A 21161-nucleotide genomic window follows, 5' to 3' on the forward strand; every position below is an offset into this window, starting at 1 on the left:
GTCACAGTCGCTGCGCGAATTCGACGACGTTGCCGTCCGGGTCGGCGACATGCAGGGTCCGTTCGCGCCACGGCCGGTCCACCGGACCACTCAGGATCTCCACACCGGCCGCGCGCAGCCGGGCGGCCTCGGCGTCGACGTCGTCGACCCGGAACCCGATCTCGCCGCACGGCGCCCTGCCCTCGCGCCCGCCGATGAGCTCCGGCAGTTTCGCCCGGTCGAACAGCGCGAGCTTCACGTTCTCCAGGTCGAACTCGACGTAGCCGTCGCCCTCGACACGGACGCCGAGCCCGAGTACGTCCCGGTAGAACGCGACGGATCGCTCGAGCGACGCCACGTACCAGATGACGTAGTCCAGGCGGCGCATCAGCCGAGCAGTCCCGCCCAGTACGGCCAGAACCGCTGCACCACCAGGATGACGATGAGCAGTAGCCAGAACAGCAGGGGCGCCACGTGGCGCCGCGCGAGCGTCGCACCGAGTTCGCGGCCGCCGGCCAGATGGCCCGCGGCGAGGTTGTGCACGGTCGTGTACCAGAAGATCGGGATGGTCACCGCCCACACGACGAGGCAGTACGGGCAGAGCGCGCCGATCTCGTAGAGGCTCTGCGCGATGAGCCAGTGGACGAACCCGACGCCGAACACCGTGCCGGCCTGCAGCCCCAGCCAGAACCAGCGTGGCAGCCGGGCACCCGCGAGCAGCGCGACACCGATCGTGGCCACCACCGGAAACGCGGCCAGGCCGAGCAGGGGGTTCGGGAAGCCGAAGGCCGCGGCCTGCTCGCTCTGCATCACCGACGTGCACGACAGCGTCGCGTCGATGCTGCAGCTGGGCTGGTAGAACGGATCGCGCAGCAGCGCGATCCGTTCGATGGTCAGCACGAACGCCGCCGCGGCGCCGAGCAGCCCGCCGACGGCGAGCACCCAGCCCACCACCGTGCGCAGGCGCGCCGGAACGCCGGTGTCCACGTCGTGGTCGGCGACCGGTACGGACATCGGCCGGATCCCCTTTCGTCCATCCGTCCCCCTCGACGTTACGCAGCCCGGACGGCGCGGCGCGACGGGGCTACTCCGATCGAACGTGATCCAGCGCTCGTTGAGGTGGCGAGCCGGCCCGGGTTATGTTCGAGGCGTTTACAGACGAGGACCGTCTAGGAAGCCGGTGACTCATGGCAGCCGACCCCGCCGAGGCAGCGACGGGTTTCACCGTGCTCGGCACCGCCCAGAAGGCCGCGTGGGACGCGCGCACGCTGCCACCCGTCGAGCGTCTTCCCAGCGGGCTCTGGTCGATCCCGGTACCGATCCCGGACAACCCGCTCCGCTACACGTTGTGCTACGTGGTGCCTGGTGATGACGGGCTGGTGGTCGTGGACCCGGGCTGGGATTCGGGCGACGGCTGGGACACGCTGGTGGCCGGCCTCGCGGAGGCCGGGGCGGCCCCTCGCGACGTCGTCGGCATCGTGGCCACGCACGTCCATCCCGACCACCACGGCCTCTCGGGCAGATTGCGCGAGGAGTCCGGCGCGTGGATCGCGATGCACCCGGCCGAACGCGACACCCTGCCGCAGCGGCTCGCCGCCCAGCATAACGCCGGAACGGCCTCCACCATGTCGGCCTGGCTACGGCAACGCGGCGTGCCCGAGCAGGACGCGGCCGCGCTCGGCGGGCCGTTCGACGAGGAGCGCCTCGGCCCCGACGGCTACGTCATGGCCGAACCCGACGTGCTGTTGGAGGATGGGGACCTCGTGCCGCTGCGCGGCCGCACGCTGCGTGCCGTGTGGACCCCCGGGCACACCCCGGGGCACCTGTGCCTGCGGGACGTCGACGCGGGCCTGCTGCTCACCGGCGACCACGTGCTGCCCCGCATCACGCCGAACATCGGGCTCTATCCGGGCGCCGTGGGTTCGCCGCTCGGCGACTTCCTGCGCTCGCTGGAGCGCATCGGCGACTACGACGATCACGACGCGCTGCCCGCCCACGAGTACCGGTTCCGCGGCCTCGCCGGCCGCACGCGCATGCTGCGTGAGCACCACGAGGAACGCTGCCGCGAGCTGCTCGCCGTCGTGGCGGACCTCGGCGAGGCCTCGCCGTGGCAGATCGCGATGAACCTGCGCTGGTCGCGGCCGTGGGCCGAGATCGGGCACATGCGCATCGGGGCCCTCGCCGAGACCGAGGCCCACATCGACCACCTGGTCCGCCAGGGACGGCTGGTCTGGCACGACCCGGAGGGCGCCGAGGGCGTCCGGGTCCGGCCCGCCGGCCGAGACACCGTCTCCGCCACGACGAGGAGCAGCCCGTGACCGCACCCGATCTCGATCCCCGGACCCCGGTCCTCGTCGGCGTCGGCCAGGCGAGCGAGCGCATCGAGGATCCCGGCTACCGGCGGCTCTCGGCCGTCGAGCTGGCCGCGGAGGCCGTGCGCGTGGCGCTGGCCGACACCGGCGCCGACCCGGACGCCGTGGCCGCCGCCGTCGACACCGTGGCCGGAGTGCGCCAGTTCGAGATCTCCACCCCCGGCGCGTTCGCACCGCTGGGCCGCTCCGACAACTACCCCCGCTCCGTGGCGGGCCGCGTCGGGGCGAACCCGCGGCGGGCCGTGCTGGAGGTCGTCGGCGGACAGGGGCCGCAGCACCTCGTGAACGAGTTCGCCGCCACGATCGCCGACGGTGGCTGCGAGGTCGCGCTGCTGTTCGGCTCCGAGGCGATCTCCACCGCCCAGCACCTGGCCGGCGCCGAGGACAAGCCCGACTTCACCGAACATGCCGAGGGCAGCCTGGAGGATCGCGGCCTCGGCCTGCGGGGCCTGGCCACGCGGCACATGCTGATGCACGGCCTGGTGGAGCCCGCCGGCCAGTACTCGCTGTTCGAGAACGCGCGCCGGGCGCGGTTGAAGATGTCGCGGGAGGAATACGCCGCGGCGATGGGAGAACTGTTCGCGCCGTTCACCACCGTCGCCGCGCGCAATCCGCACTCGGCGGCCCCGGTCGAACGCACCGCCGAGGAGCTCACCACGCCCACCGACGCCAATCGCCTCGTCACCGACCCGTATCCGCGTTACGTGGTGGCCCGGGAGAAGGTCAACCAGGGCGCGGCGGTGGTGCTGACGTCGGTGGGTGCTGCCCAGCGGCTCGGGATCCCGCAGGAGCGCTGGGTGTTCCTGCACGGTCACGCCGATCTGCGCGAACGCGGCCTGCTCGACCGGGACGACCTCAGCGCCTACCCCGCAGCGGTCGCCGCCACCCGGCACGCGCTGGAGGTCGCCGGGATCGACCTCGACGACGTGTCGGCGGTCGATCTCTACAGCTGCTTTCCGATCGCGGTGTTCGCGCTCTGCGACGGGCTCGACCTCGCCCCCGACGACCCACGTGGGCTGACGCTCACGGGCGGGCTGCCGTTCTTCGGCGGCGCGGGCAACAACTACTCGATGCACGCCATCGCCGAGGCCGTCCACCTGCTGCGCGCGCGGCCGGGCGCCTACGCGCTGGTGGGCGCGAACGGCGGGATGCTCAGCAAGTACTCCGTCGGCGTCTACTCCACGACCCCGGCACCGTGGCGGCCGGATCGCAGCACCGAGCTGCAGGCCGAGCTCGACGCCGTGCCCGCCACCGCGCACACCGAGCACGCCGACGGCTGGGCCACCATCGAGACCTACACCGTGCTGTACCGCAAGAGCGGCACGCGCCGCGGAATCGTCATCGGCAGGCTGGAGTCGGACGGTACGCGGTTCCTCGCCAACACCGAGGACGGCGACGAGGCGATGCTGGACCTGCTGAGCACGGGCGAGCCGATCGGCGCGCGTGTGTTCGTGCGCTCGTTCGGTTTCGGCAACCGCGTCACCGTCAGCCGGGAGCGCATGGACGAGTTGTTCCCGCCACGGCCCGCGGTGCTGCGGCAGAGCTACGAGCACGCACTGGTACGCCGGGACGGGCACCTGCTCGAGGTGACCATCAACCGGCCCGAGGCGCGCAACAGCCTGCACCCGGAGGCCAATGCCGAGCTCGACGAGATCTTCGACGCCTACTTCGCCGACCCGGACCTGTGGGTCGCGATCCTGACCGGTGCCGGCGAGAAGGCGTTCTCCGCGGGCAACGACCTCGCCTACACCGCGTCCGGCAAGCTGCCGTGGGTGCCGAAGAACGGTTTCGCCGGACTGACCAACCGGGAGCACCTGCCGAAGCCGGTCATCGCGGCGGTCAACGGCTACGCGATGGGCGGCGGTCTCGAGATCGCGCTCGCCTGCCACCTCGTCGTGGCCGACGAGACCGCCCAGTTCGCGCTCAGCGAGGTCAAGGTCGGGCTCATCGCCTCGGCGGGCGGTCTGGTGCGGCTGCCGAGGACCGTCCCGCCGACGGTCGCGAACGAGATGATCCTGACCGGCAGGCGCATCACGGCGCGGGAGGCACTGGACTACGGGCTCGTCAACCGCGTCGTCGGCCCCGGGCAGGCCGTCGAGGGCGCCCGCCGGCTCGCCGCCGAGATCCTCGAGGGCTCGCCGACGTCGGTGCGCGCGTCGTTGCAGGTGATGGCCGAGACCCGCGGCATCGCCGACACCGTCGCGGTGGTGAACCATCCGACCACGGCGCTCGACGAGCTGCTCGTGAGCGAGGATGCGATCGAGGGCGTGACCGCCTTCGTGCAGAAGCGGCGTCCACAATGGCGGAATCGGTGACGCCGGCCGGATACGGCTGAGCAGGGCGGAGTGTGACGGATGACGGCGAGGAGCGGCACGACCGCCGGTCGTCCCCGCGACCCGGAGGTGGATCGCCGCATCGCACTGGCCGCCGTGGAGCTGTTCGGGGATGCCGGCTGGGCCGGTTTCAGCGTCGAGTCCGTGGCGCGGCTCGCGGGTGTCGGCAAGGCGTCGATCTACCTGCGCTGGCAGACCAAGGAGCAGCTACTGCTCGACGCCCTCGCCGCGCACGTCGCTCCGGTGGTGGACGCCGACACGGGAACGTTGCGCGGCGACCTGGTGGCGCTCGCGCGGCAACTGCTCAAGCTCTACATCGGCCCCAGCCGCCGGGCCGCGCTGCGGATGACGCTGGAGGCGCCGACCATCCCGGGCCTGTCCCGTCGCTGCGAGGAACTGCGGGACGCGCAGGTGAAGGCCGCGCGTGCCATGGTGCGCCGGGGCATCCGCCGCGGCGACATCCCGGAGGACACCTCGGTGACCCTCCTGCTCGACACGCTGTGCGGCGGTGTCATCGTCCACATCCTCTCCACACCCGCCCATCTCCAGGACACCCTGCGCGCCCAGCTCGACCGCTACGCCGACCAGCTCGTCGACTTCCTGCTGGGCCCGGCGCAGAGGTAGGGGAACGGGCGGGACCAGCCTCCGAACGGCGATAACCGCTTGCGACCGTCTCCTAGGGTGTGGGAATGCTGCCTACGGTGTGGCTGCTGGGGACGTCGGGCGTCGGCAAGACGACCGTCGGCTGGCGCCTGCTGCTGAGCCTCGGCGAGAGGTCGGTCCGGGCAGCCTTCGTGGATGCGGACCAGCTTCGACTCGCCGACGGAATACCGGCGGCCCAGCCGGAGCTCACGGCAGGCGGCCTGGCGGCGCTCGAGCACGGATACCGCGACGCGGGCGCGCAACTGCTCATCGTGGCGGGGCCGGCTGACGATCCGGCACACCTCGCTCGCCTGTTGCCGGGCCGGAACCTGGACCACGTCCTCACGGTGCACCTGCACGCCTCCGACGACGCCATCGTCGAGCGTATTCACCGGCGTGGCTGGCTCGTCGAGCTGGCGCAGGATGCCGTCGACTACGCGCGGTCGCTCGACCACGGGTGGGCAGACATCACGCTGGACACGACCTCCCTCGGCCCGTGCGAGGTCGCGGGGAGACTCGTCGCACCGGCGATGCGCCTGCTCGTTCAGTCCCGTGCGGCCACACCAGCCGTCTCACGGCCTGCCAGGGATGCCGATATGCCTGCTGCCGTCGTCGTGACCGGACCGGGTGGATCGGGCGTATCGACCGTGGGGTTCCAGCTCTTCCGGAAGCTCGCGCGCCATGGTTTGAAGGTCGGCTATGTGGACAGCCATCAGGTGGGCTTCGTCGGCCCACGCCCCCGTGCCGCCGAACTGGCCGGACTGCGCGCCACGAACGCCGTATCCGTGGCCGCGGCGATGACGGAGCGAGGTGTGCACACGGTTGTCCTTACCGCCGACCCACCTACCGCGCGCCGCCTGCAAGGCGCGCTTGCCCACGCTGACATGTATTGGCTGGACGCCTCACCGGAGTCGCTGGCCGGCCGGCTCACCGCCCGTTCCCGCGGCGGCGGCCCGCCCATCGCCGGGGACCACCGACTCGGTCTCGGCGACGGCGAGCTGGCGGCCTCGATCGCCGCGTCGGCCGCCGAGGCGCGGGATCCTGCCCTCCGGCCCCGGCACGCCCACGTGATCCCCACCGATTCCCGCTCTCCCGGCCAGATCGCGGACACCATCGTCGCCACCGTCGCCATCGTCGCCACCGTCGCCACCGTCGCCACCCGCCACGCGCGATCGCCGGGACAGGGCGACGCCGGACCGGCGACGTAGCAGCCGGCGACCACCCAGCCGCAGCAGCGACCGGAACGGCACACACGGTGACGGGAACGGCAGACACGGCGACGGGAACGGCAGACACGGTGACGGGAACGGCAGACACGGTGACACGAGCTGCCAACGCAACACGGCGACGCGGCCCAGGCCTCACGCGCCGGTCTGGGGCCGGGACGCCGGGGAGCGCGCACGCTCGATGGCCGTGCCGAGGACTCCCAGCCCGATCATGCCGATGCCGAGCCCGAAGTGCAGCCAGTTGTCGGCGCGGTTGAGGGGCAGGAAGTTGGCCCAGCTGTCGGGGTCGATCGCGGCCCCGTAGACGGCCAGCAGCAGATAGAGCCCGCCGCCGAACACGAGGTAGCCACGCGCCGCCGACGCGTTGCGCCAGGCCGCGAGTCCGAGTGCGCCGAACACCAGATGCACGATGTTGTGCAGGATCGACACGCAGAAGACGCCGAACAGCATGGCCTCCGAGCCGGCGCCGGCGAACGCCATCCGGTCGTAGTCGGTGACGATCCCCGGAATGAACCCGGCCACGCCGACCACCACGAACACGGCTCCGACGAGCGCCGCGAACAGTTGCACGGGCAGCCTGCGTGTCCCCGCGTGTGCGTCCGTCACGCCACTCCCCTTCCTCGCTGGTGCAGCGAGGGTGCCCGGCGGCCGCGCGGGCAAACGCGCACACCACGCCCCGCTCACCCGCTCCGGCCTGCCGGGACGCGCCGGGGGCACGGCCTCGCGATCGTCCCGATCGGCCTGGACCGTGCCGCTAGGCCGGCTCGCCCCGGTCCAGGCGCTCGCGCTGCGGCACGACGACGTATTTCGGATCCCGGGTGGACTCGACACCGGCCTCGAAGACGCCGAACCGCTGCAGCGCGCTGCCCGCGAGCAGGGCCAGGCCGGACACCGCGGCCACCGCCCGGCTGCGCCGCGCGAACACCGTGCCGAGCGCGCCGCCGAGCGTCAGGTACTCCGACCACGCGCGCAGCCGGTGCGCCTTGCCGGTGCGGTAGGCCTCGCCGATCAGGCCGAGCCGTCGCTCGAGCTCACGCGACACGACGAGCTCCACCACCGCGCCGCCCACGGCGAGCCTGCGCGCCGGGCCGGCCTCGGACACGGGCGCGCACACCATGCCGAACCCGCCGCCGCTCGCGGCCGCCGACCCGGTGAACACGAACGGCAGCATGCGGTGTGCCTCCTTCCACGCGGGAACCGCGGTGTGCGAGAGCAGCACGGCCGTGTAGGAGGCGACGGCGGGCGCCACGGCCGCCGCGGACAGCCCGGCCGGGCGCGCGGCCTTGCGGATGATCCTGCCCAGCAGCGTGCGGCGCAGTCGGCGGGGCAACACCTCGGCGACGGCCGCGGCACCGGCACCCGGGCCGTACGCGACGAGGATCCACGTGCCCACGCTCATCGGCGAACTCGGCTTCGCCACCCGCAGCATGTGGTGGAACCGTGCGGGCCTGCCGAGGTCGGCGACGAGCAGGTACATGCTCGCGGCGAGACTGCCCAGCGCGCCGAGCCTCGTGGCCGCGCGCAGGGTGGGCCTGCCCGTCAGATCGGCGCCCGCGGCCAGCTCCGCACAGCCCGCCGAAAGCCCGCCGGTGAACAGGTACGCGGGGATCAGCCATTCCCACACCGGCGGTTTGAGCACCGGACGGCCGTAGTACGACCGGAACGTCGCCTTCGGCACGGCCCGCTGCTCGCGGGTCCCGTCACCGCCGAGGGCGCGGGTGGCACGCTGCTCGGTCATCACCCACTCCGTCCGAAGAAGACGGACACGGCCGCCGCGGCGAACGCCGCCGCCGCCACGCCCGCGTGTTTCCACATCGACCCGGCGTCCCGGGTCGGCACCACCGGGTCCGGTGGCAGACCGTACACCTCGGGTTCGTCCAGCAGCAGGAAGAACGCACCGTCGCCGCCGACGCCGTCGTTGGGGTCCTCGCCGTAGAGCCTCGCCTCGGGAACCCCGGCGTCGTGCAGCTCGCCGACCCGCTGCCGGGCGCGCTCGCGCAGTTCGTCGAGCGGTCCGAATTGGATGGAGTCGGTCGGGCACGCCTTGGCGCAGGCCGGTTCCAGCCCGTCGCGCAACCGGTCGTAGCACATGGTGCACTTCCAGGCGCGCCCGTCACCCTCCCGGCGGTCGATGACGCCGTAGGGACACCCGGAGACGCAGTAGCCGCAGCCGTTGCAGATGTCCTCCTGCACCACGACCGTGCCGTACTCGGTGCGGAACAACGCACCCGTCGGGCACACGTCGAGGCAGCCGGCGTGGGTGCAGTGCTTGCAGACGTCGGAGCTCATCAGCCAGCGGAAGTCGGTGCGGGACTCTTCCCCCGTGCCGGCGCCGGGCAGGTCGAACGACGGCAGCCCGAGGTCCACGGTCTCCGTGGCCTGCGCGGTGGCCGAGGCGCCGGTCGGCTGCCCGGCCACGCCGCTGTCCTGCTGCCCCAGCGGCCGCTGCTGCTCGATGAACGCCACGTGCCGCCACGAGTTCGCGCCGAGCATTCCGGTGTTGTCGAACGACATGCCGAGCAGGTCGAATCCGTCGTCCGGCACGAGGTTCCATTCCTTGCACGCCACCTCGCACGCCTTGCAGCCGATGCACACCGAGGTGTCGGTGAAGAACCCCACCCGCGGGGGGTGCTCGGCGTAGCCCGCGTCGGCCGTCGGGTCGTCGAGAGGACCGTAGAAGCTGTTCCGCTCGTCGTGCGCCGTCATGAGTCGTCCCTGGTCTGCTCGGTGTGCGCGGTGCCGTCCGTGCCGGTGGTGAGGATGCGCGTGCCCGTCTCACGGGTGATGCCGGCCCGCCGCCGGTAGCCCTCGACGTAATCGAGCACGGCCGGTCCACGCGGCCTGCGGCCCGGCCGGATGTCGCACGTGGCCACCTTGCTCTCCTGGATGAACACGTTCGGGTCGAGCGCGACGCCGAAGAGGTCGTTCACGACGTCACCGTCGACGAGGCCCGCGTGGCCCCAGTGGTAGGGCAGCCACACCTGGTGCACCACATGGTCCTGCACGCGCAGCGGCACCATGCGGTCGGTGACGAGCACGCGGGCGTCCACGGCAGCCCGGCTGGTGACCACGTGCGCCCAGCCCAGGTGCTCGAGGCCGCGCTCCCGGGCGAGCTCGGGCGAGACCTCCACGAACAGCGCGGGCTGCAGCTCCGCCAGGTACGCCAGTTGCCTGCTCATCCCGCCCGCCGTGTGGTGCTCGGTGAGGCGCGCGGCGGTGAGCACGTACGGGAACACCTCGCCGTGAGCCTCCGGCGGCGCCGGGTTGGACGGGTTGTCGGGACGGCCGTACACCTTGCGCACCGGGTTGCCCTGCTGGCCGTAGAGCAGGTTGCGCACCGGTGACTCGTGGGGTTCGTAGTGTGTCGGCAGTGGACCGTCGACCACCCCGTTGGGCGCGAACAGCCAGCCCTTGCCGTCGGCCTGCATGATGAACGGATCGTTGCCGGCCAGCGCCGCCGGCCCCGCGTCCCCGGGCGACGGTTCGAACCCCGGGGGCGTCGACACCGGGAAGTCCGGTACGTCGTCGCCGGTCCACTCGCCACGCTCGGCGTCCCACCACACGAGCTTCTTGCGCTCGCTCCATGGCCTGCCCTGCGGATCGGCCGAGGCCCGGTTGTACAGCACGCGCCGGTTCATCGGCCACGTCCAGCCCCACTCCGACTCGTACGGGCCCTGCTCGGTGTGCGGCGCGCGTCGCGCGGCCTGGTTGACGCCGTCGGCGAACACTCCACTGTAGATCCAGCAGCCACACGACGTGCTGCCGTCCGGGCGCAGGTCGAGGTAGTTGTTCAGCTCCTTGCCGGTGCGCAGGTCCACGCCGTTGATGTGCCGCAGCACGTCCTCGGCCGACGGTTCACCGAACTCGCCGCCCTCGCAGGCGTAGTCCCAGGCGAGGTCGAGCAACGGACGGTCCCGCTCGTCGGTCGACCCGGCGAGCTTCTCGCGCAGCAACCGGCCCAGGTGGTACATGAACCACAGCTCCGACCGCTGGTCGCCGCGCGGCTCGACGGCCTGGTCCCGCCACTGCAGCATGCGCTGGGTCTGCGTGAACGTGCCCGATTTCTCCACGTGCGACGCCGCGGGGAAGAAGAACACCTCGGTCCGGCAGCGTTCCGGCACGATCTCGCCCGTCTCGACCTCGGGCGAGCTCTTCCAGAACTCGGCGCTCTCGATCATGGTGAGGTCACGCACCACGAGCCAGTCGAGCTTGGCCATGCCGAGCCGCTGCAACCGGCCGTGTGCCGACCCGACCGCGGGGTTCTGCCCGAGCAGGAAGTAGCCGTACACCACGCCGTCGATCATGTCCATGACCGTGCGGTAGGTGCCGTGGTCGCCGCTGATCCGTGGCAGGTAGTCGAAACAGAACTCGTTGTCCGGCGTGGCCGCCTCGCCCCAGTACTCCTTGAGCAGCGAGACCAGGTAGCTGTCGGCGTTGTGCCAGAACCCCTTCTGCTGCTCGCCGCGCACCGTGCTCAGGTAGTCGTCGATGCCACGGTGCGTGACATCGGGCATGGGCAGGTAGCCGGGCAGCAGGTTGAACAGCGTCGGGATGTCCGTGGACCCCTGGATGCTGGCGTGCCCGCGCAACGCGATCACCCCGCCGCCGGGCCGGCCGACATTGCCCAGCAGCAGCTGGATGATGGCACCCGCGCGGATGAACTGCGCGCCGACGGTGTGCTGCGTCCAGCCCACGCTGTAGACGAGCGCGGCCGTGCGGTCCCGGCCTGACGCGCTCGTCCACGCCCGGCAGACCTCGAGGAACTGCTCGGCCGGGACCCCGCAGATCGCCTCGACCATCTCCGGCGTGTACCGGGAGAAGTGCCGCTTGAGGATCTGGAACACACACCGCGGGTGCTGCAGCGTCGGGTCGGTCCGGATCTCACCCGGCGCGATGCCCAGCTTCGGGCCACCCGACCCGTGCTGCTCGGGCTGCGACTCCTCCTTCGAACGCCTGCCCACCGTCTCCTCGACCGTGCCGTCCTGGTACTGCCAGGTGGCGGTGTCGTACGACGCCGTCTCCGGGTCGTAGCCGCTGAACAGGCCGTCCAGGTCCTCGGTGTCGGCGAACCGTTCGTCCACGAGGAACGGCGCGTTCGTGTAGGCCTGCACGTACTCCCGGAAGTCCAGGTCGTTGGACAGGATGTAGTTGATCACCCCGCCCAGGAACGCGATGTCCGTGCCCGCGCGCAGCGGCACGTGCTGGTCGGCGAGCGCGCTGGTCCGCGTGAACCGCGGGTCGATGTGGATGACCTTCACCCCGCGCCGCTTGGCCTCCATGACCCACTGGAAGCCCACCGGATGGGCTTCGGCCATGTTGGAGCCCATGATGATGATGCAGTCGGAGTTGACCAGATCCTGCTGGTAGTCCGTCGCGCCGCCGCGACCGAAGGAGGCTCCCAGACCGGGAACCGTGGCGGAGTGTCAAATACGGGCCTGGTTCTCGATCTGGATCGCGCCGAGGGCCGTGAAGAGCTTCTTGATGAGGTAGTTCTCTTCGTTGTCCAACGTGGCGCCGCCGAGACTCGCGATGCCCGTCGTGCGGCGCAGCGGGTTGCCGTCCTCGTCGGTGTCCTGCCAGCCCTTGCGCCGGGCGTCGAGAACCCGGTCGGCGACCATGTCCATCGCGGTGGGGAGGTCCAGCTCCTGCCACTCGGTGCCGTAGGGCGGGCGGTAGAGCACCCGCTCGGCACGGTGGCTGCCGGTGACCAGTTGCTTGCTCGCCGATCCCTTCGGGCAGAGCCGGCCACGGGAGATCGGGCTGTCCGGATTGCCCTCGATCTGCACGACCTGCTCACCGGAGACGTAGACGTTCTGCGAGCAGCCGACCGCACAGAACGGGCAGACGGACTTGACGACCCGGTCGGCGTCCGTGGTCCGCGGCCGGAGCGTCTCCGAGCGGCGCGACGCCGCCGCCTTGCCCCGGCCGAGCCGGTCCGCGCCCGTGAGCTGGCGATACACCGGCCAGGACCGGATCCAGTCGCTCACACCCATTGCGCTTCCTCCTCGGGGACGACCCGGCTTTCCCCGTACGTCTGTCCGTCAAACCTACCCCGAGTGCCTGCCGCGGGCAGCGCAGCGTGATCGTTCCGACACGCCGGACAGGGAGTCCACTGTGGATCGAAACCGCCGGTTTACGCTGTTCGCGCGAGGGAATCCCCCGCCCATGCCGAGCTCGACACCACGCGAGACCACCCGTGACCGGCTGCGCCGGGTCGCCTCCGACCACTTCGGCTGGCCCGGCCTCGGCGACGACCAGCTCGCCGCCATGGAAGGCCTGCTCGAGGGCCGCGACGTCCTCGCCGTGATGCCCACGGGCTCCGGCAAGTCCGCCATCTACCAGCTGCCGGCGATGCTGCTCGACGGGCCCGCCGTCGTCGTGTCGCCGCTGATCGCGCTCCAGCGCGACCAGATCGGCCAGCTCGACGACGCCGACGCGCCCGACGCGGTGGCCGTGAACTCGGCACAACGCTCCGGCGAGCAGAACCGGGCCTGGCAGGCGGCCCGGTCGGGCGAGGCCGAGTACCTCTTTTTCGCCCCGGAACAGCTGGCCAAGGAGGAGACGCTCACCGAGCTCGCCGACACGCACCCCGCGCTGTTCGTGGTGGACGAGGCGCACTGCGTCTCGGCGTGGGGGCACGACTTCCGGCCCGACTACCTGCGGCTCGCGCAGGCCGCCGAGCGGCTCGGCCGGCCGCCGGTGCTCGCGCTCACCGCCACCGCGGGCGGGCCGGTGCGCGAGGACATCGTGGAGCACCTCGGCCTGCGCGACCCGGTGTGCATCGTCTCCGGCTTCGACCGGCCGAACCTCTTCCTCGCCGCGCGCAGGCCCGCCGATGAGGAGGACCGGCGCGCCGCGCTCGTCGACTGGGTGGCCTCGGCGCGCACACCCGGCATCGTCTACGCCCCGACCCGGAAGGACACCGAGCACTACGCCGACGACCTGCGCGCCACCGGCCTGCGGGTCGAGGCCTTCCACGCGGGCCTGCCCGCGCGCGAGCGCAAGCGCACGCAGGACGCGTTCATGGCCGGGGAGACCGACGTCGTCGTCGCGACCTCGGCGTTCGGCATGGGCATCGACAAGCCCGACGTCCGGTTCGTGGTGCACGCCGCGCCGCCCGAGTCGCTCGACTCCTACTATCAGCAGATCGGCCGGGCCGGTCGGGACGGCGAGCCCGCCGACGCGGTGCTGTTCCACCGCGCCGAGGACCTCTCGCTCCAGCGGTTCCTCACCGCCCGTTCGCTCGACGAGGGCAAGGTGCGCGAGGTCGCCGACGCCGTAGAGGAGCACAAGGGCGAGGCCGGCGCCGGTGCCATCGCCGGCGAGGTGGACCAGTCGCGGCGCAGCGCACTGCAGCACCTCAACCTGCTCGAGCAAGCCGACGCCGTCCGCTACGAGCGCGGCGGCGGCCTGAGCCTGGTCGCCGGAAAGGACGTGGAGCAGGCCGCGGCCCGGCAGTTCGAGCGGCAACGTGAGCTCGACCGCACTCGCATCGAGGTCGTGCGGGAATACGCCGAGACGCGCTCGTGCCGCAGGCAGTTCCTGCTGGGCTACTTCGGCGAGGACCTTCCGCGGCCGTGCGGCTTCTGTGACAACTGCGAGGCGGGCACAGCGGAGGAGCACGCCCCTGACGAGTCCGTGCGCAGCGAGTTCGGTGTGGACACGCGCGTTCGCCACCCGGACTGGGGGCCGGGCGTGGTGGTCAATCAGGAAGCCGACCGGCTCACCGTCCTCTTCGACGACGCGGGATACCGGACGTTGTCGTTGCCCGCCGTGCGCGAGGGTGAGCTGCTCGACCGCGAGTGAGCCGATTGAGGCCACCGTGGGCCGGGTAGCTGGCAGGCATGAGCGAGACACCAGCCGAGAAGCGCCACACCCTGACCAACCGTCAGGGCCATCCCGTCTACGACAACCAGAACCAGCGCACCGTGGGCCGTCGCGGCCCGGCGACGCTCGAGAACTACCAGTTCCTCGAAAAGATCAGCCACTTCGACCGGGAACGCATCCCCGAGCGGGTCGTGCACGCGCGCGGCTTCACCTCCTACGGGTTCTTCGAGTCCTACGGAAAATGGGGCGACGAGCCGATCACCAACTACACCCGGGCCAAGGTGTTCGCCGAGCCCGGCAAACGGACCGACCTCGCCGCGCGGTTCTCGACCGTCATCGGCGGCCGCGACTCCGCCGAGACCGCTCGCGACCCGCGTGGGTTCGCGATCAAGTTCTACACCGAAGACGGCAACTGGGACCTCGTCGGCAACAACCTCGCGGTGTTCTTCATCCGCGATGCCATCAAGTTCCCGGACGTCATCCACGCGCTCAAACCGGACCCCGTGACGTTCCGCCAGGAACCCAACCGGATCTTCGACTTCATGTCGCAGACGCCGGAGAGCATGCACATGCTCGTCAACCTCTTCAGCCCGCGCGGCATCCCCGCCGATTACCGGCACATGCAGGGCTTCGGCGTCAACACCTACAAGTGGGTTAACCAGCAGGGCGACACCGTGCTGGTGAAGTACCACTGGATGCCCAAACAGGGCGTGAAGAGCCTCACCGAGGAGGACGCGGCCAAGATCCAGGCACACGACCTCGGCCACGCCAGCAAGGACCTGTTCGAGGCCATCGAGCGCGGCGACCACCCGGAGTGGGAGCTGCGGGTGCAGATCATGAGCGACGACGAGCACCCGGAGCTGAACTTCGACCCGCTGGACGACACGAAGGTCTGGCCGGAGAACGAGTTCCCCGCCAAGCCGGTCGGGCGGATGGTGCTCAACCGCAACGTCGACAACAACTTCGCCGAGAACGAACAGATCTCCTTCGGCACCGGCGTGCTGGTGGACGGCCTCGACTTCTCCGACGACAAGATGCTGGTCGGCCGCACGTTCTCCTACAGCGACACGCAACGCTACCGGGTGGGCCCGAACTACCTGCAGCTTCCGGTCAACCAGGCCAAGAACGCCGAGGTCCAGACCAATCAGCGGGACGGCCTGATGGCCTACTACCAGGATCCCGGTGGCCAGAACCCGCACGTGAACTACGAGCCGTCGATCACCGGCGGACTGGCCGAAGGCGACTACCCCACCCACGACGAGCAGGGTCCGGAGCTGCGCGGACGGCTGACCCGCAAGCAGATCGAGCGGACCAACGACTACGAGCAGGCCGGCCAGCGCTACCTGCTCATGGAGCAATGGGAGCGCGACGACCTGGTCCAGAACCTCGTCACCAACCTGCAGCAGTGCGACCGGCCGATCCAGGAACGGATGGTCTGGCACCTGCTGCTGTGCGAGGACGAGCTCGGCAACCGGGTCGGCGAGGGACTCGGCATCACGGCCGACGACGTCGCCGGGCTGGAGCCGCTGCCGAAGCAGCAGCTCAACGACGAGGAGAAGCTGCGGCTGAAGAACCTCGGCAAGAACGGTCCGCGCGACGTGAGCGACCTCGTGATGACGCACTGCGTCCCGGACGAGCGGGCGAGCGTGCCGGGCTGACTGCGCACACCGGACCGGGTGTTCCCGCACGCGGGACGCCCGGCCCGGGCGCGTCCTCGGCGGGCACGCGCGCGGGCTAGCATCACGACCGACATGAGCAGCCCCGAGCCACCGGTGGAACGCGGCGGGCATTTCCTGCGCCTGGTCGAGAAGACCATGCTCGTCCTGCGTGCCTTCACCCCCGACCGGCCTGAGCTGACGTCCGCCGAGGTCGCCAGGGCCAGCGGCCTCGACCGCGCCGGCGCCCGGCGCATCCTGCTCACGCTCACCGACCTCGGCTATGTCCGGCACGACGGCCGCCTGTTCGCGCTGACGCCGCGGGTGCTGGAGTTCGGCTACGCGCACCTGTCCGGCCGGTCGTTGCCGCAGATCGCCGAGCCCCACCTGCGCCGGCTCACCGAGGAGCTCAGGGAGATGTCGTCTGTCGGCGTGCTGGAGGGCGACGAGATCCGGTACGTGGCCCAGGTGGAGAGCCCCAAACTTCTCTCGGTCGCGATCCCGGTCGGCACGCGCCTGCCCGCCCACGCCACCTCGATGGGCAAGGTGCTGCTCGCAGGCCTGCCCCCGGAGCACCTCGCCACCCGGCTGCGGACGATGCGCCTCGACCGGCTCACCTCCCGCACGATCACCACCCCGCAGGAGTTGCTGGCCGACCTGGCGGAGGTCCGCAGGCGCGGCTACGTCATCTCCGACAACGAGCTGGAGGAGGGCCTGCGCGGCGTGGCCGCGCCGATCCGGGACCGCACGGGGCAGGTTCTCGCCGCGGTCAACGTCTCGCTCGACGCGCACAGCGCCCCGCCCAGCACCGTGCGCGAGGTGATCGTGCCGCGGGTGCTCGCCACGGCGTCCCGGATCGAGGCCGACCTGCGCATGACCCGTCCCGGGCAGTGAGGCGTTCACCTGCCGACCGGCGCGGTCAGCACGTGAACACGTGCCGGATCGGCCGGAGGGGGCGGGCATGGGCCGCCGTCCGCCCGCGACGACGACATCGTGGCTGTTCAGAGGCCCGCGAACCGGCAGGTTCCGCCGTGGGGCCGCCGTGGGGCCGCCGTGGTGTCGTCCGTGTCACAGATGACGGAGAGGTGAACGTCCTTACGCTCGCGATCACCTATCGCGGGCGCACACGACCGTGTCGTGCCCCGAGCGTGTCGTCGACGCAAGGAGGCTCGAATGACCGGCAGGATCCGGAACCGCGAACTGCGGTCCAGGATCGTCGAGGCCGAGGAGGCCGCCCAGCTGATCCGCCCCGGGGACAACGTCGGGATGAGCGGGTTCACCGGCGCCGGGTACCCGAAGGAGGTGCCGGGGGCGCTCGCCAAACGGGTCCAGAAGGCGCACGAGGCCGGCGACCCGATCAAGTTCGGCCTGTGGACGGGCGCCTCCACCGCTCCCGAACTCGACGGCGCGCTCGCCGAGGTCGACGGTATCGACCTGCGCCTGCCGTACCAGTCCGACCCGGTCACGCGCGCCAAGATCAACGACGGCTCGCTCGGCTACACCGACATCCATCTCTCCCACGTCGCGCAGCGCGTGTGGCAGGGCTTCTTCGGCAAGCTGGACGTCGCGGTGGTCGAGGTCAGCGGCATCACCGAGGACGGCGCGTTGATCCCGTCGGCGTCCGTGGGCAACAACAAGACGTGGCTGGAGCAAGCCGACCGGGTGATCCTCGAGGTCAACTCGTGGCAGAGCGAGCAACTCGAGGGCCTGCACGACGTCTACTACGGCACCGCGCTGCCCCCGCATCGCATGCCGATCCCGATCACGCACCCCGCCGACCGCATCGGGTCGCCGTACTTCCACTGCCCGGCCGACAAGATCGTCGCCGTCGTCGAGACCGACTCGCCGGACCGCAACTCGCCATTCACCGCGCCGGACGAGACCTCGGCCCGCATCGCCGGGCACATCCTCGACTTCCTCGGCACCGAGGTGGAGAGCGGCAGGCTGCCCCGTAACCTGCTGCCGCTGCAATCGGGTGTCGGCAACATCGCCAACGCCGTCCTCGCCGGGCTGGACTCCGGACCGTTCGAGTCGCTCACCGCCTATACGGAGGTCATGCAGGACGGCATGCTGCAGCTGCTCGACTCCGGCAGGCTGGAGTTCGTATCGGCCACGGCGTTCTCGCTCAGTTCGTCCGCATTGGACAGGTTCAATCGCAACCTCGGCGACTACCGCGACCGGATCCTGTTGCGGCCGCAGGAGATCAGCAACCATCCCGAGGTGGTGCGGCGGCTCGGCTGCCTGGCCATGAACGGCGTCATCGAGGCCGACATCTACGGCAACGTGAACTCCACCCACGTGATGGGCAGCCGGATCCAGAACGGCATCGGCGGGTCGGGCGACTTCGCCCGCAACGCCTACGTCTCGATCTTCATGACGCCGTCGCAGGCGAAGAACGGGGCCATCTCGACGATCGTGCCCATGGTGTCCCACGTCGACCACACCGAGCACGACGTCGACGTCATCGTCACCGAGCAGGGGCTCGCCGACCTGCGTGGCCTGCCGCCCCGGGCCCGGGCGCGGAAGATCATCGAGACCTGCGCCCACCCGGACTTCCGGCCCGCGCTGCGGGACTACGTCGAGCGCGCGGCCCACGCGTCCTACGGCGGCCACACCCCGCACCTGCTCGACGAGGCGCTGTCGTGGCACCAGCGCTACGTCCGCGAAGGCTCGATGCGCGCCGGCTGAGCGGCGTTTGCGCCACCGCTGCCCCGGGCATCCCGCGGTCGACCCTTGCCGGGTGCGACGGAAAGTGGTGGTGCGGTGCGCGAGCGGCCCGGCGTCGAGCGCGGACGGCTCTCCGTTCGCCCGTCGGTCCTGGCGGCGGGCGTCATCGGCATCGCGGTGATGGCGGCCGTCGACGAGATCGTGTTCCACCAGCTGCTGTCGTGGCACCACTTCTACGACCGGTCCACACCGGCGATCGGCCTGCTCTCGGACGGGCTCCTGCACGCGGCCGAACTGCTGGCGCTCGTCGGCGGCTTCTTCTGGCTCGCCGACGTACGCCGGCGCGGAGCGCTCGTGCCCGTCGCCGCGTGGGGCGGATGCCTGGCCGGTGCGGGCGCGTTCCAGGTCTTCGACGGCCTTGTGGACCACAAGGTGCTGCGGGTGCACCAGATCCGCTACGGAGTGGAACTCCTGCCCTACGACCTGGCGTGGATCCTCGGCGGCGCCGCGCTGCTGCTCGCCGGACTCGTGTTGATCCGGCGGGCGGCGCGCGCGACGGCGACGAGGTGGGCCCGTGTCCGCGTCCGGGTTGCTGCTCGTCGTGGTCGCCGGGGCGGCGCTCGCCTACGTGACGGCGGCGCTCCGGGCGGGTCGCTGGAGTGCCTGGCGCACGGCGTCGTGGCTGTCGGCCTGCCTCCTGATCGCCGTGGCGCTGTCGCCGCCGTTGTCCGGAGCCGGTCCGCGGGCGCACATGGCCCAGCACGTGCTGCTCGGCATGCTCGCGCCGATCGGCCTCGTAGCGGCGGCACCCGTGACGTTGCTGCTGCGCACCCTGCCGCCACCCCGGCGGCGCCCGGTGGTCCGGGTGCTGCGTGCGCGGCCGGTGCGGGTGCTCGGCCATCCGGCGACCGCGGCGGTGCTCGACGTCGGCGGCCTGTACCTGCTGCTGCTGACCCCGGTGGCCGCGGCGGCCCACCACGCGGAGTGGGCGGCGTTCGGCGTCCACGTGCACTACCTCGCGGCCGGGTACCTGTTCACGTGGTCGATCGCGGGTCCCGATCCGGCTCCCGGACGGCCCGGCCTGCGCACCCGGCTGGCCGTGTTCGTCCTCGCGGCGGGCGCGCACTCGGTGCTCGCCAAGCTCCTCTACGCGCGGGCGTCCGGCCATCACCACGACGCGCACCTGAACCAGGAGGCCGCGCAGCTGATGTACTACGGCGGCGACCTCGCGGAGGTCCTGCTCGCCGTCCTCCTGTTCGCCACCTGGTACCGGCGCCGGGCGCGGCACCGTCCACGTCGGACCCCCGCGGCTTCCGGGTGACGCCACCTCGTGGGCCTGCGCCGACGTGGCGTCGGCCACACCCGCTCCTCTCGCCGCGGGTGGGCAAGCCGCCGTCACTTCTATAGATTCGCCTACGCGAGTGCGTTCCCAACGCCGGGAGGAGCCTTCGATGACCGACGACGTTCTCGTGGAGGAGCGCGGCCGGGTCCTGATCATCACCCTCAACCGACCGTCGGCACGCAACGCCATCGACGCCTCGGTCACCCAGGGCGTCGCGGCCGCGCTCGACCTGCTGGACGAACGCCGGGACCTCTCACTGGGCATCCTCACCGGCGCCGGCGGCACATTCTGCGCGGGCATGGATCTCAAGGCCTTCCTGCGCGGGGAGAACGTGACCGTGCCCGGCCGGGGACTGGCGGGGATGACCGAGAAGCCGCCCGCCAAGCCGATGATCGCGGCCGTCGAGGGCTACGCGCTGGCCGGTGGTTGCGAGCTCATGCTGGCCTGCGACCTCGTGGTAGCCGCCGCGGACGCCACGTTCGGCATTCCCGAGGTCAAACGCGGCCTGGTAGCGGGCGCGGGCGGGCTGATCCGGCTGCCGCGGCGCATCCCGCAGCAGCTGGCGATGGAACTCGCGCTCACCGGCGACTTCTGCTCGGCCGGGGACGCGCACCGGTACGGCCTGGTCAACCACCTGACCAAGCCCGGTGAGGCCCTGGACGGGGCGCTACGGCTCGCCGAGCGCATCACCGCGAACGCCCCACTGGCCGTACAGGCCACGAAGCAGATCATCGTCTCCTCGGCCGACTGGAGCGCCGACGAGGCGTTCGCCGAGCAGGCGAAGATCATGGGCCCGGTGTTCGAGTCGGCGGACGCCCGGGAAGGCGCGCGGGCGTTCGCCGAGAAGCGGGAGCCGGTGTGGCGGGGAGAGTGAGCCCGTGACCGGCTCCGGGCTGCCCGTCCTGCTCGACTGCCTCGACCTGGACCCGATCGAGCTCGACCTGTTCCGCAGTCGCACCACCAGGGAGCCCGGCCACCGGCTCTTCGGCGGCGAGGTCGCCGCGCAGGCGCTCGTGGCGGCCGAACGGACCGTGGACCCCGTGGCCGCGGCACACTCGCTGCACGCCTCTTCCTGCGTCCGGGACGCAGTGGCGAGCGGGTCGCGTGCCAGGTGGATC

At 71.4% G+C, this 21161-nt stretch carries 16 protein-coding genes and 1 pseudogene; 11 read left to right on the forward strand and 6 right to left on the reverse strand.

Annotation, left to right across the window (positions count from 1 at the left end):
* Position 1: 1 nt before the first annotated feature.
* Both ACFSZT_RS21700 and ACFSZT_RS21705 read right to left on the reverse strand, forming a co-directional pair.
* Positions 2-367: a VOC family protein gene (locus ACFSZT_RS21700; RefSeq protein WP_377386141.1), complete on the reverse strand. Its 366-nt coding sequence runs from the start codon at positions 365-367 to the stop codon at positions 2-4.
* Positions 367-993: a vitamin K epoxide reductase family protein gene (locus tag ACFSZT_RS21705; protein WP_377386144.1), complete on the reverse strand. Its 627-nt coding sequence runs from the start codon at positions 991-993 to the stop codon at positions 367-369. Before ACFSZT_RS21705 ends, ACFSZT_RS21700 begins: the two co-directional genes overlap by 1 nt.
* Positions 994-1166: 173 nt before the next feature.
* Between ACFSZT_RS21705 and ACFSZT_RS21710 the strand changes: the two genes are divergently transcribed.
* The 4 genes from ACFSZT_RS21710 (at position 1167) to ACFSZT_RS21725 (ending at position 6534) form a co-directional block, all read left to right on the forward strand.
* Positions 1167-2297 (forward strand): MBL fold metallo-hydrolase, encoded by a 1131-nt coding sequence (locus tag ACFSZT_RS21710; protein WP_377386147.1) that lies wholly within the window; start codon positions 1167-1169, stop codon positions 2295-2297.
* Positions 2294-4666: an acetyl-CoA acetyltransferase gene (locus ACFSZT_RS21715; RefSeq protein WP_377386150.1), complete on the forward strand. Its 2373-nt coding sequence runs from the start codon at positions 2294-2296 to the stop codon at positions 4664-4666. The genes ACFSZT_RS21710 and ACFSZT_RS21715 overlap by 4 nt, the downstream gene beginning before the upstream one ends.
* Before the next feature lie 39 nt (positions 4667-4705).
* A complete protein-coding gene (locus ACFSZT_RS21720; protein ID WP_377386157.1) occupies positions 4706-5308 on the forward strand; it encodes a TetR/AcrR family transcriptional regulator in 603 nt (200 codons plus the stop codon).
* A 65-nt stretch (positions 5309-5373) separates the two neighbouring features.
* Positions 5374-6534 (forward strand): hypothetical protein, encoded by a 1161-nt coding sequence (locus ACFSZT_RS21725; protein WP_377386160.1) that lies wholly within the window; start codon positions 5374-5376, stop codon positions 6532-6534.
* 153 nt (positions 6535-6687) lie between these two features.
* On the opposite strand, the gene ACFSZT_RS21730 is transcribed toward ACFSZT_RS21725, so the two are convergent.
* The 4 genes from ACFSZT_RS21730 to fdh form a co-directional block, all read right to left on the reverse strand.
* On the reverse strand, positions 6688-7158 hold the full coding sequence (locus ACFSZT_RS21730; protein ID WP_377386162.1) for a DUF4383 domain-containing protein: 471 nt from the start codon (positions 7156-7158) through the stop codon (positions 6688-6690).
* A 148-nt stretch (positions 7159-7306) separates the two neighbouring features.
* On the reverse strand, positions 7307-8290 hold the full coding sequence (gene nrfD / locus ACFSZT_RS21735) for an NrfD/PsrC family molybdoenzyme membrane anchor subunit (RefSeq protein ID WP_377386164.1): 984 nt from the start codon (positions 8288-8290) through the stop codon (positions 7307-7309).
* Positions 8290-9258 carry a 4Fe-4S dicluster domain-containing protein gene (locus tag ACFSZT_RS21740; protein ID WP_377386167.1) on the reverse strand — a complete coding sequence of 323 codons (969 nt, stop codon included), beginning with the start codon at positions 9256-9258 and terminating at the stop codon, positions 8290-8292. The genes nrfD and ACFSZT_RS21740 overlap by 1 nt, the downstream gene beginning before the upstream one ends.
* On the reverse strand, positions 9255-12545 hold the full coding sequence (fdh, locus tag ACFSZT_RS21745) for a formate dehydrogenase (RefSeq protein WP_377386170.1): 3291 nt from the start codon (positions 12543-12545) through the stop codon (positions 9255-9257). The genes ACFSZT_RS21740 and fdh overlap by 4 nt, the downstream gene beginning before the upstream one ends.
* 172 nt (positions 12546-12717) lie before the next feature.
* Between fdh and ACFSZT_RS21750 the strand changes: the two genes are divergently transcribed.
* The 7 genes and pseudogenes from ACFSZT_RS21750 to ACFSZT_RS21780 all read left to right on the forward strand — a co-directional run bounded on the left by ACFSZT_RS21750 (position 12718) and on the right by ACFSZT_RS21780 (position 20917).
* On the forward strand, positions 12718-14358 hold the full coding sequence (locus tag ACFSZT_RS21750) for a RecQ family ATP-dependent DNA helicase (RefSeq protein WP_377386173.1): 1641 nt from the start codon (positions 12718-12720) through the stop codon (positions 14356-14358).
* Positions 14359-14396: 38 nt separating this feature from the next.
* The gene (locus ACFSZT_RS21755) at positions 14397-16037 is read left to right on the forward strand and encodes a catalase (protein ID WP_377386176.1); all 1641 of its coding nucleotides are present in this window, start codon (positions 14397-14399) and stop codon (positions 16035-16037) included.
* Positions 16038-16130: 93 nt separating this feature from the next.
* The gene (locus tag ACFSZT_RS21760) at positions 16131-16928 is read left to right on the forward strand and encodes an IclR family transcriptional regulator domain-containing protein (protein ID WP_377386179.1); all 798 of its coding nucleotides are present in this window, start codon (positions 16131-16133) and stop codon (positions 16926-16928) included.
* Positions 16929-17207: 279 nt separating this feature from the next.
* Positions 17208-18722, forward strand: coding sequence for an acetyl-CoA hydrolase/transferase family protein (locus ACFSZT_RS21765; protein ID WP_377386182.1), 1515 nt, complete (start codon positions 17208-17210; stop codon positions 18720-18722).
* 75 nt (positions 18723-18797) lie between these two features.
* Positions 18798-19232, forward strand: a pseudogene (locus tag ACFSZT_RS21770) (DUF2243 domain-containing protein); the annotation flags it as partial.
* A 43-nt stretch (positions 19233-19275) separates the two neighbouring features.
* Positions 19276-20022: a cytochrome c oxidase assembly protein gene (locus tag ACFSZT_RS21775; RefSeq protein WP_377386184.1), complete on the forward strand. Its 747-nt coding sequence runs from the start codon at positions 19276-19278 to the stop codon at positions 20020-20022.
* 130 nt (positions 20023-20152) lie between these two features.
* Positions 20153-20917 (forward strand): crotonase/enoyl-CoA hydratase family protein, encoded by a 765-nt coding sequence (locus ACFSZT_RS21780; RefSeq protein ID WP_377386186.1) that lies wholly within the window; start codon positions 20153-20155, stop codon positions 20915-20917.
* Positions 20918-21161: the final 244 nt, after the last annotated feature.

It is taken from the genome of Prauserella oleivorans (assembly GCF_042685745.1).
Taxonomy (GTDB): Bacteria; Actinomycetota; Actinomycetes; order Mycobacteriales; family Pseudonocardiaceae; genus Prauserella_A; species Prauserella_A oleivorans.

Bases quoted from the DNA above. Each gene is read 5' to 3' on its own strand.
- ACFSZT_RS21700 (WP_377386141.1), bottom strand. From the start codon at position 367: ATGCGCCGCCTGGACTACGTCATCTGGTACGTGGCGTCGCTCGAGCGA.
- ACFSZT_RS21705 (WP_377386144.1), bottom strand. From the start codon at position 993: ATGTCCGTACCGGTCGCCGACCACGACGTGGACACCGGCGTTCCGGCG.
- ACFSZT_RS21710 (WP_377386147.1), top strand. From the start codon at position 1,167: ATGGCAGCCGACCCCGCCGAGGCAGCGACGGGTTTCACCGTGCTCGGC.
- ACFSZT_RS21720 (WP_377386157.1), top strand. From the start codon at position 4,706: ATGACGGCGAGGAGCGGCACGACCGCCGGTCGTCCCCGCGACCCGGAG.
- ACFSZT_RS21725 (WP_377386160.1), top strand. From the start codon at position 5,374: ATGCTGCCTACGGTGTGGCTGCTGGGGACGTCGGGCGTCGGCAAGACG.
- nrfD (WP_377386164.1), bottom strand. From the start codon at position 8,290: ATGACCGAGCAGCGTGCCACCCGCGCCCTCGGCGGTGACGGGACCCGC.
- ACFSZT_RS21740 (WP_377386167.1), bottom strand. From the start codon at position 9,258: ATGACGGCGCACGACGAGCGGAACAGCTTCTACGGTCCTCTCGACGAC.
- ACFSZT_RS21750 (WP_377386173.1), top strand. From the start codon at position 12,718: ATGCCGAGCTCGACACCACGCGAGACCACCCGTGACCGGCTGCGCCGG.
- ACFSZT_RS21755 (WP_377386176.1), top strand. From the start codon at position 14,397: ATGAGCGAGACACCAGCCGAGAAGCGCCACACCCTGACCAACCGTCAG.
- ACFSZT_RS21760 (WP_377386179.1), top strand. From the start codon at position 16,131: ATGAGCAGCCCCGAGCCACCGGTGGAACGCGGCGGGCATTTCCTGCGC.
- ACFSZT_RS21765 (WP_377386182.1), top strand. From the start codon at position 17,208: ATGACCGGCAGGATCCGGAACCGCGAACTGCGGTCCAGGATCGTCGAG.
- ACFSZT_RS21780 (WP_377386186.1), top strand. From the start codon at position 20,153: ATGACCGACGACGTTCTCGTGGAGGAGCGCGGCCGGGTCCTGATCATC.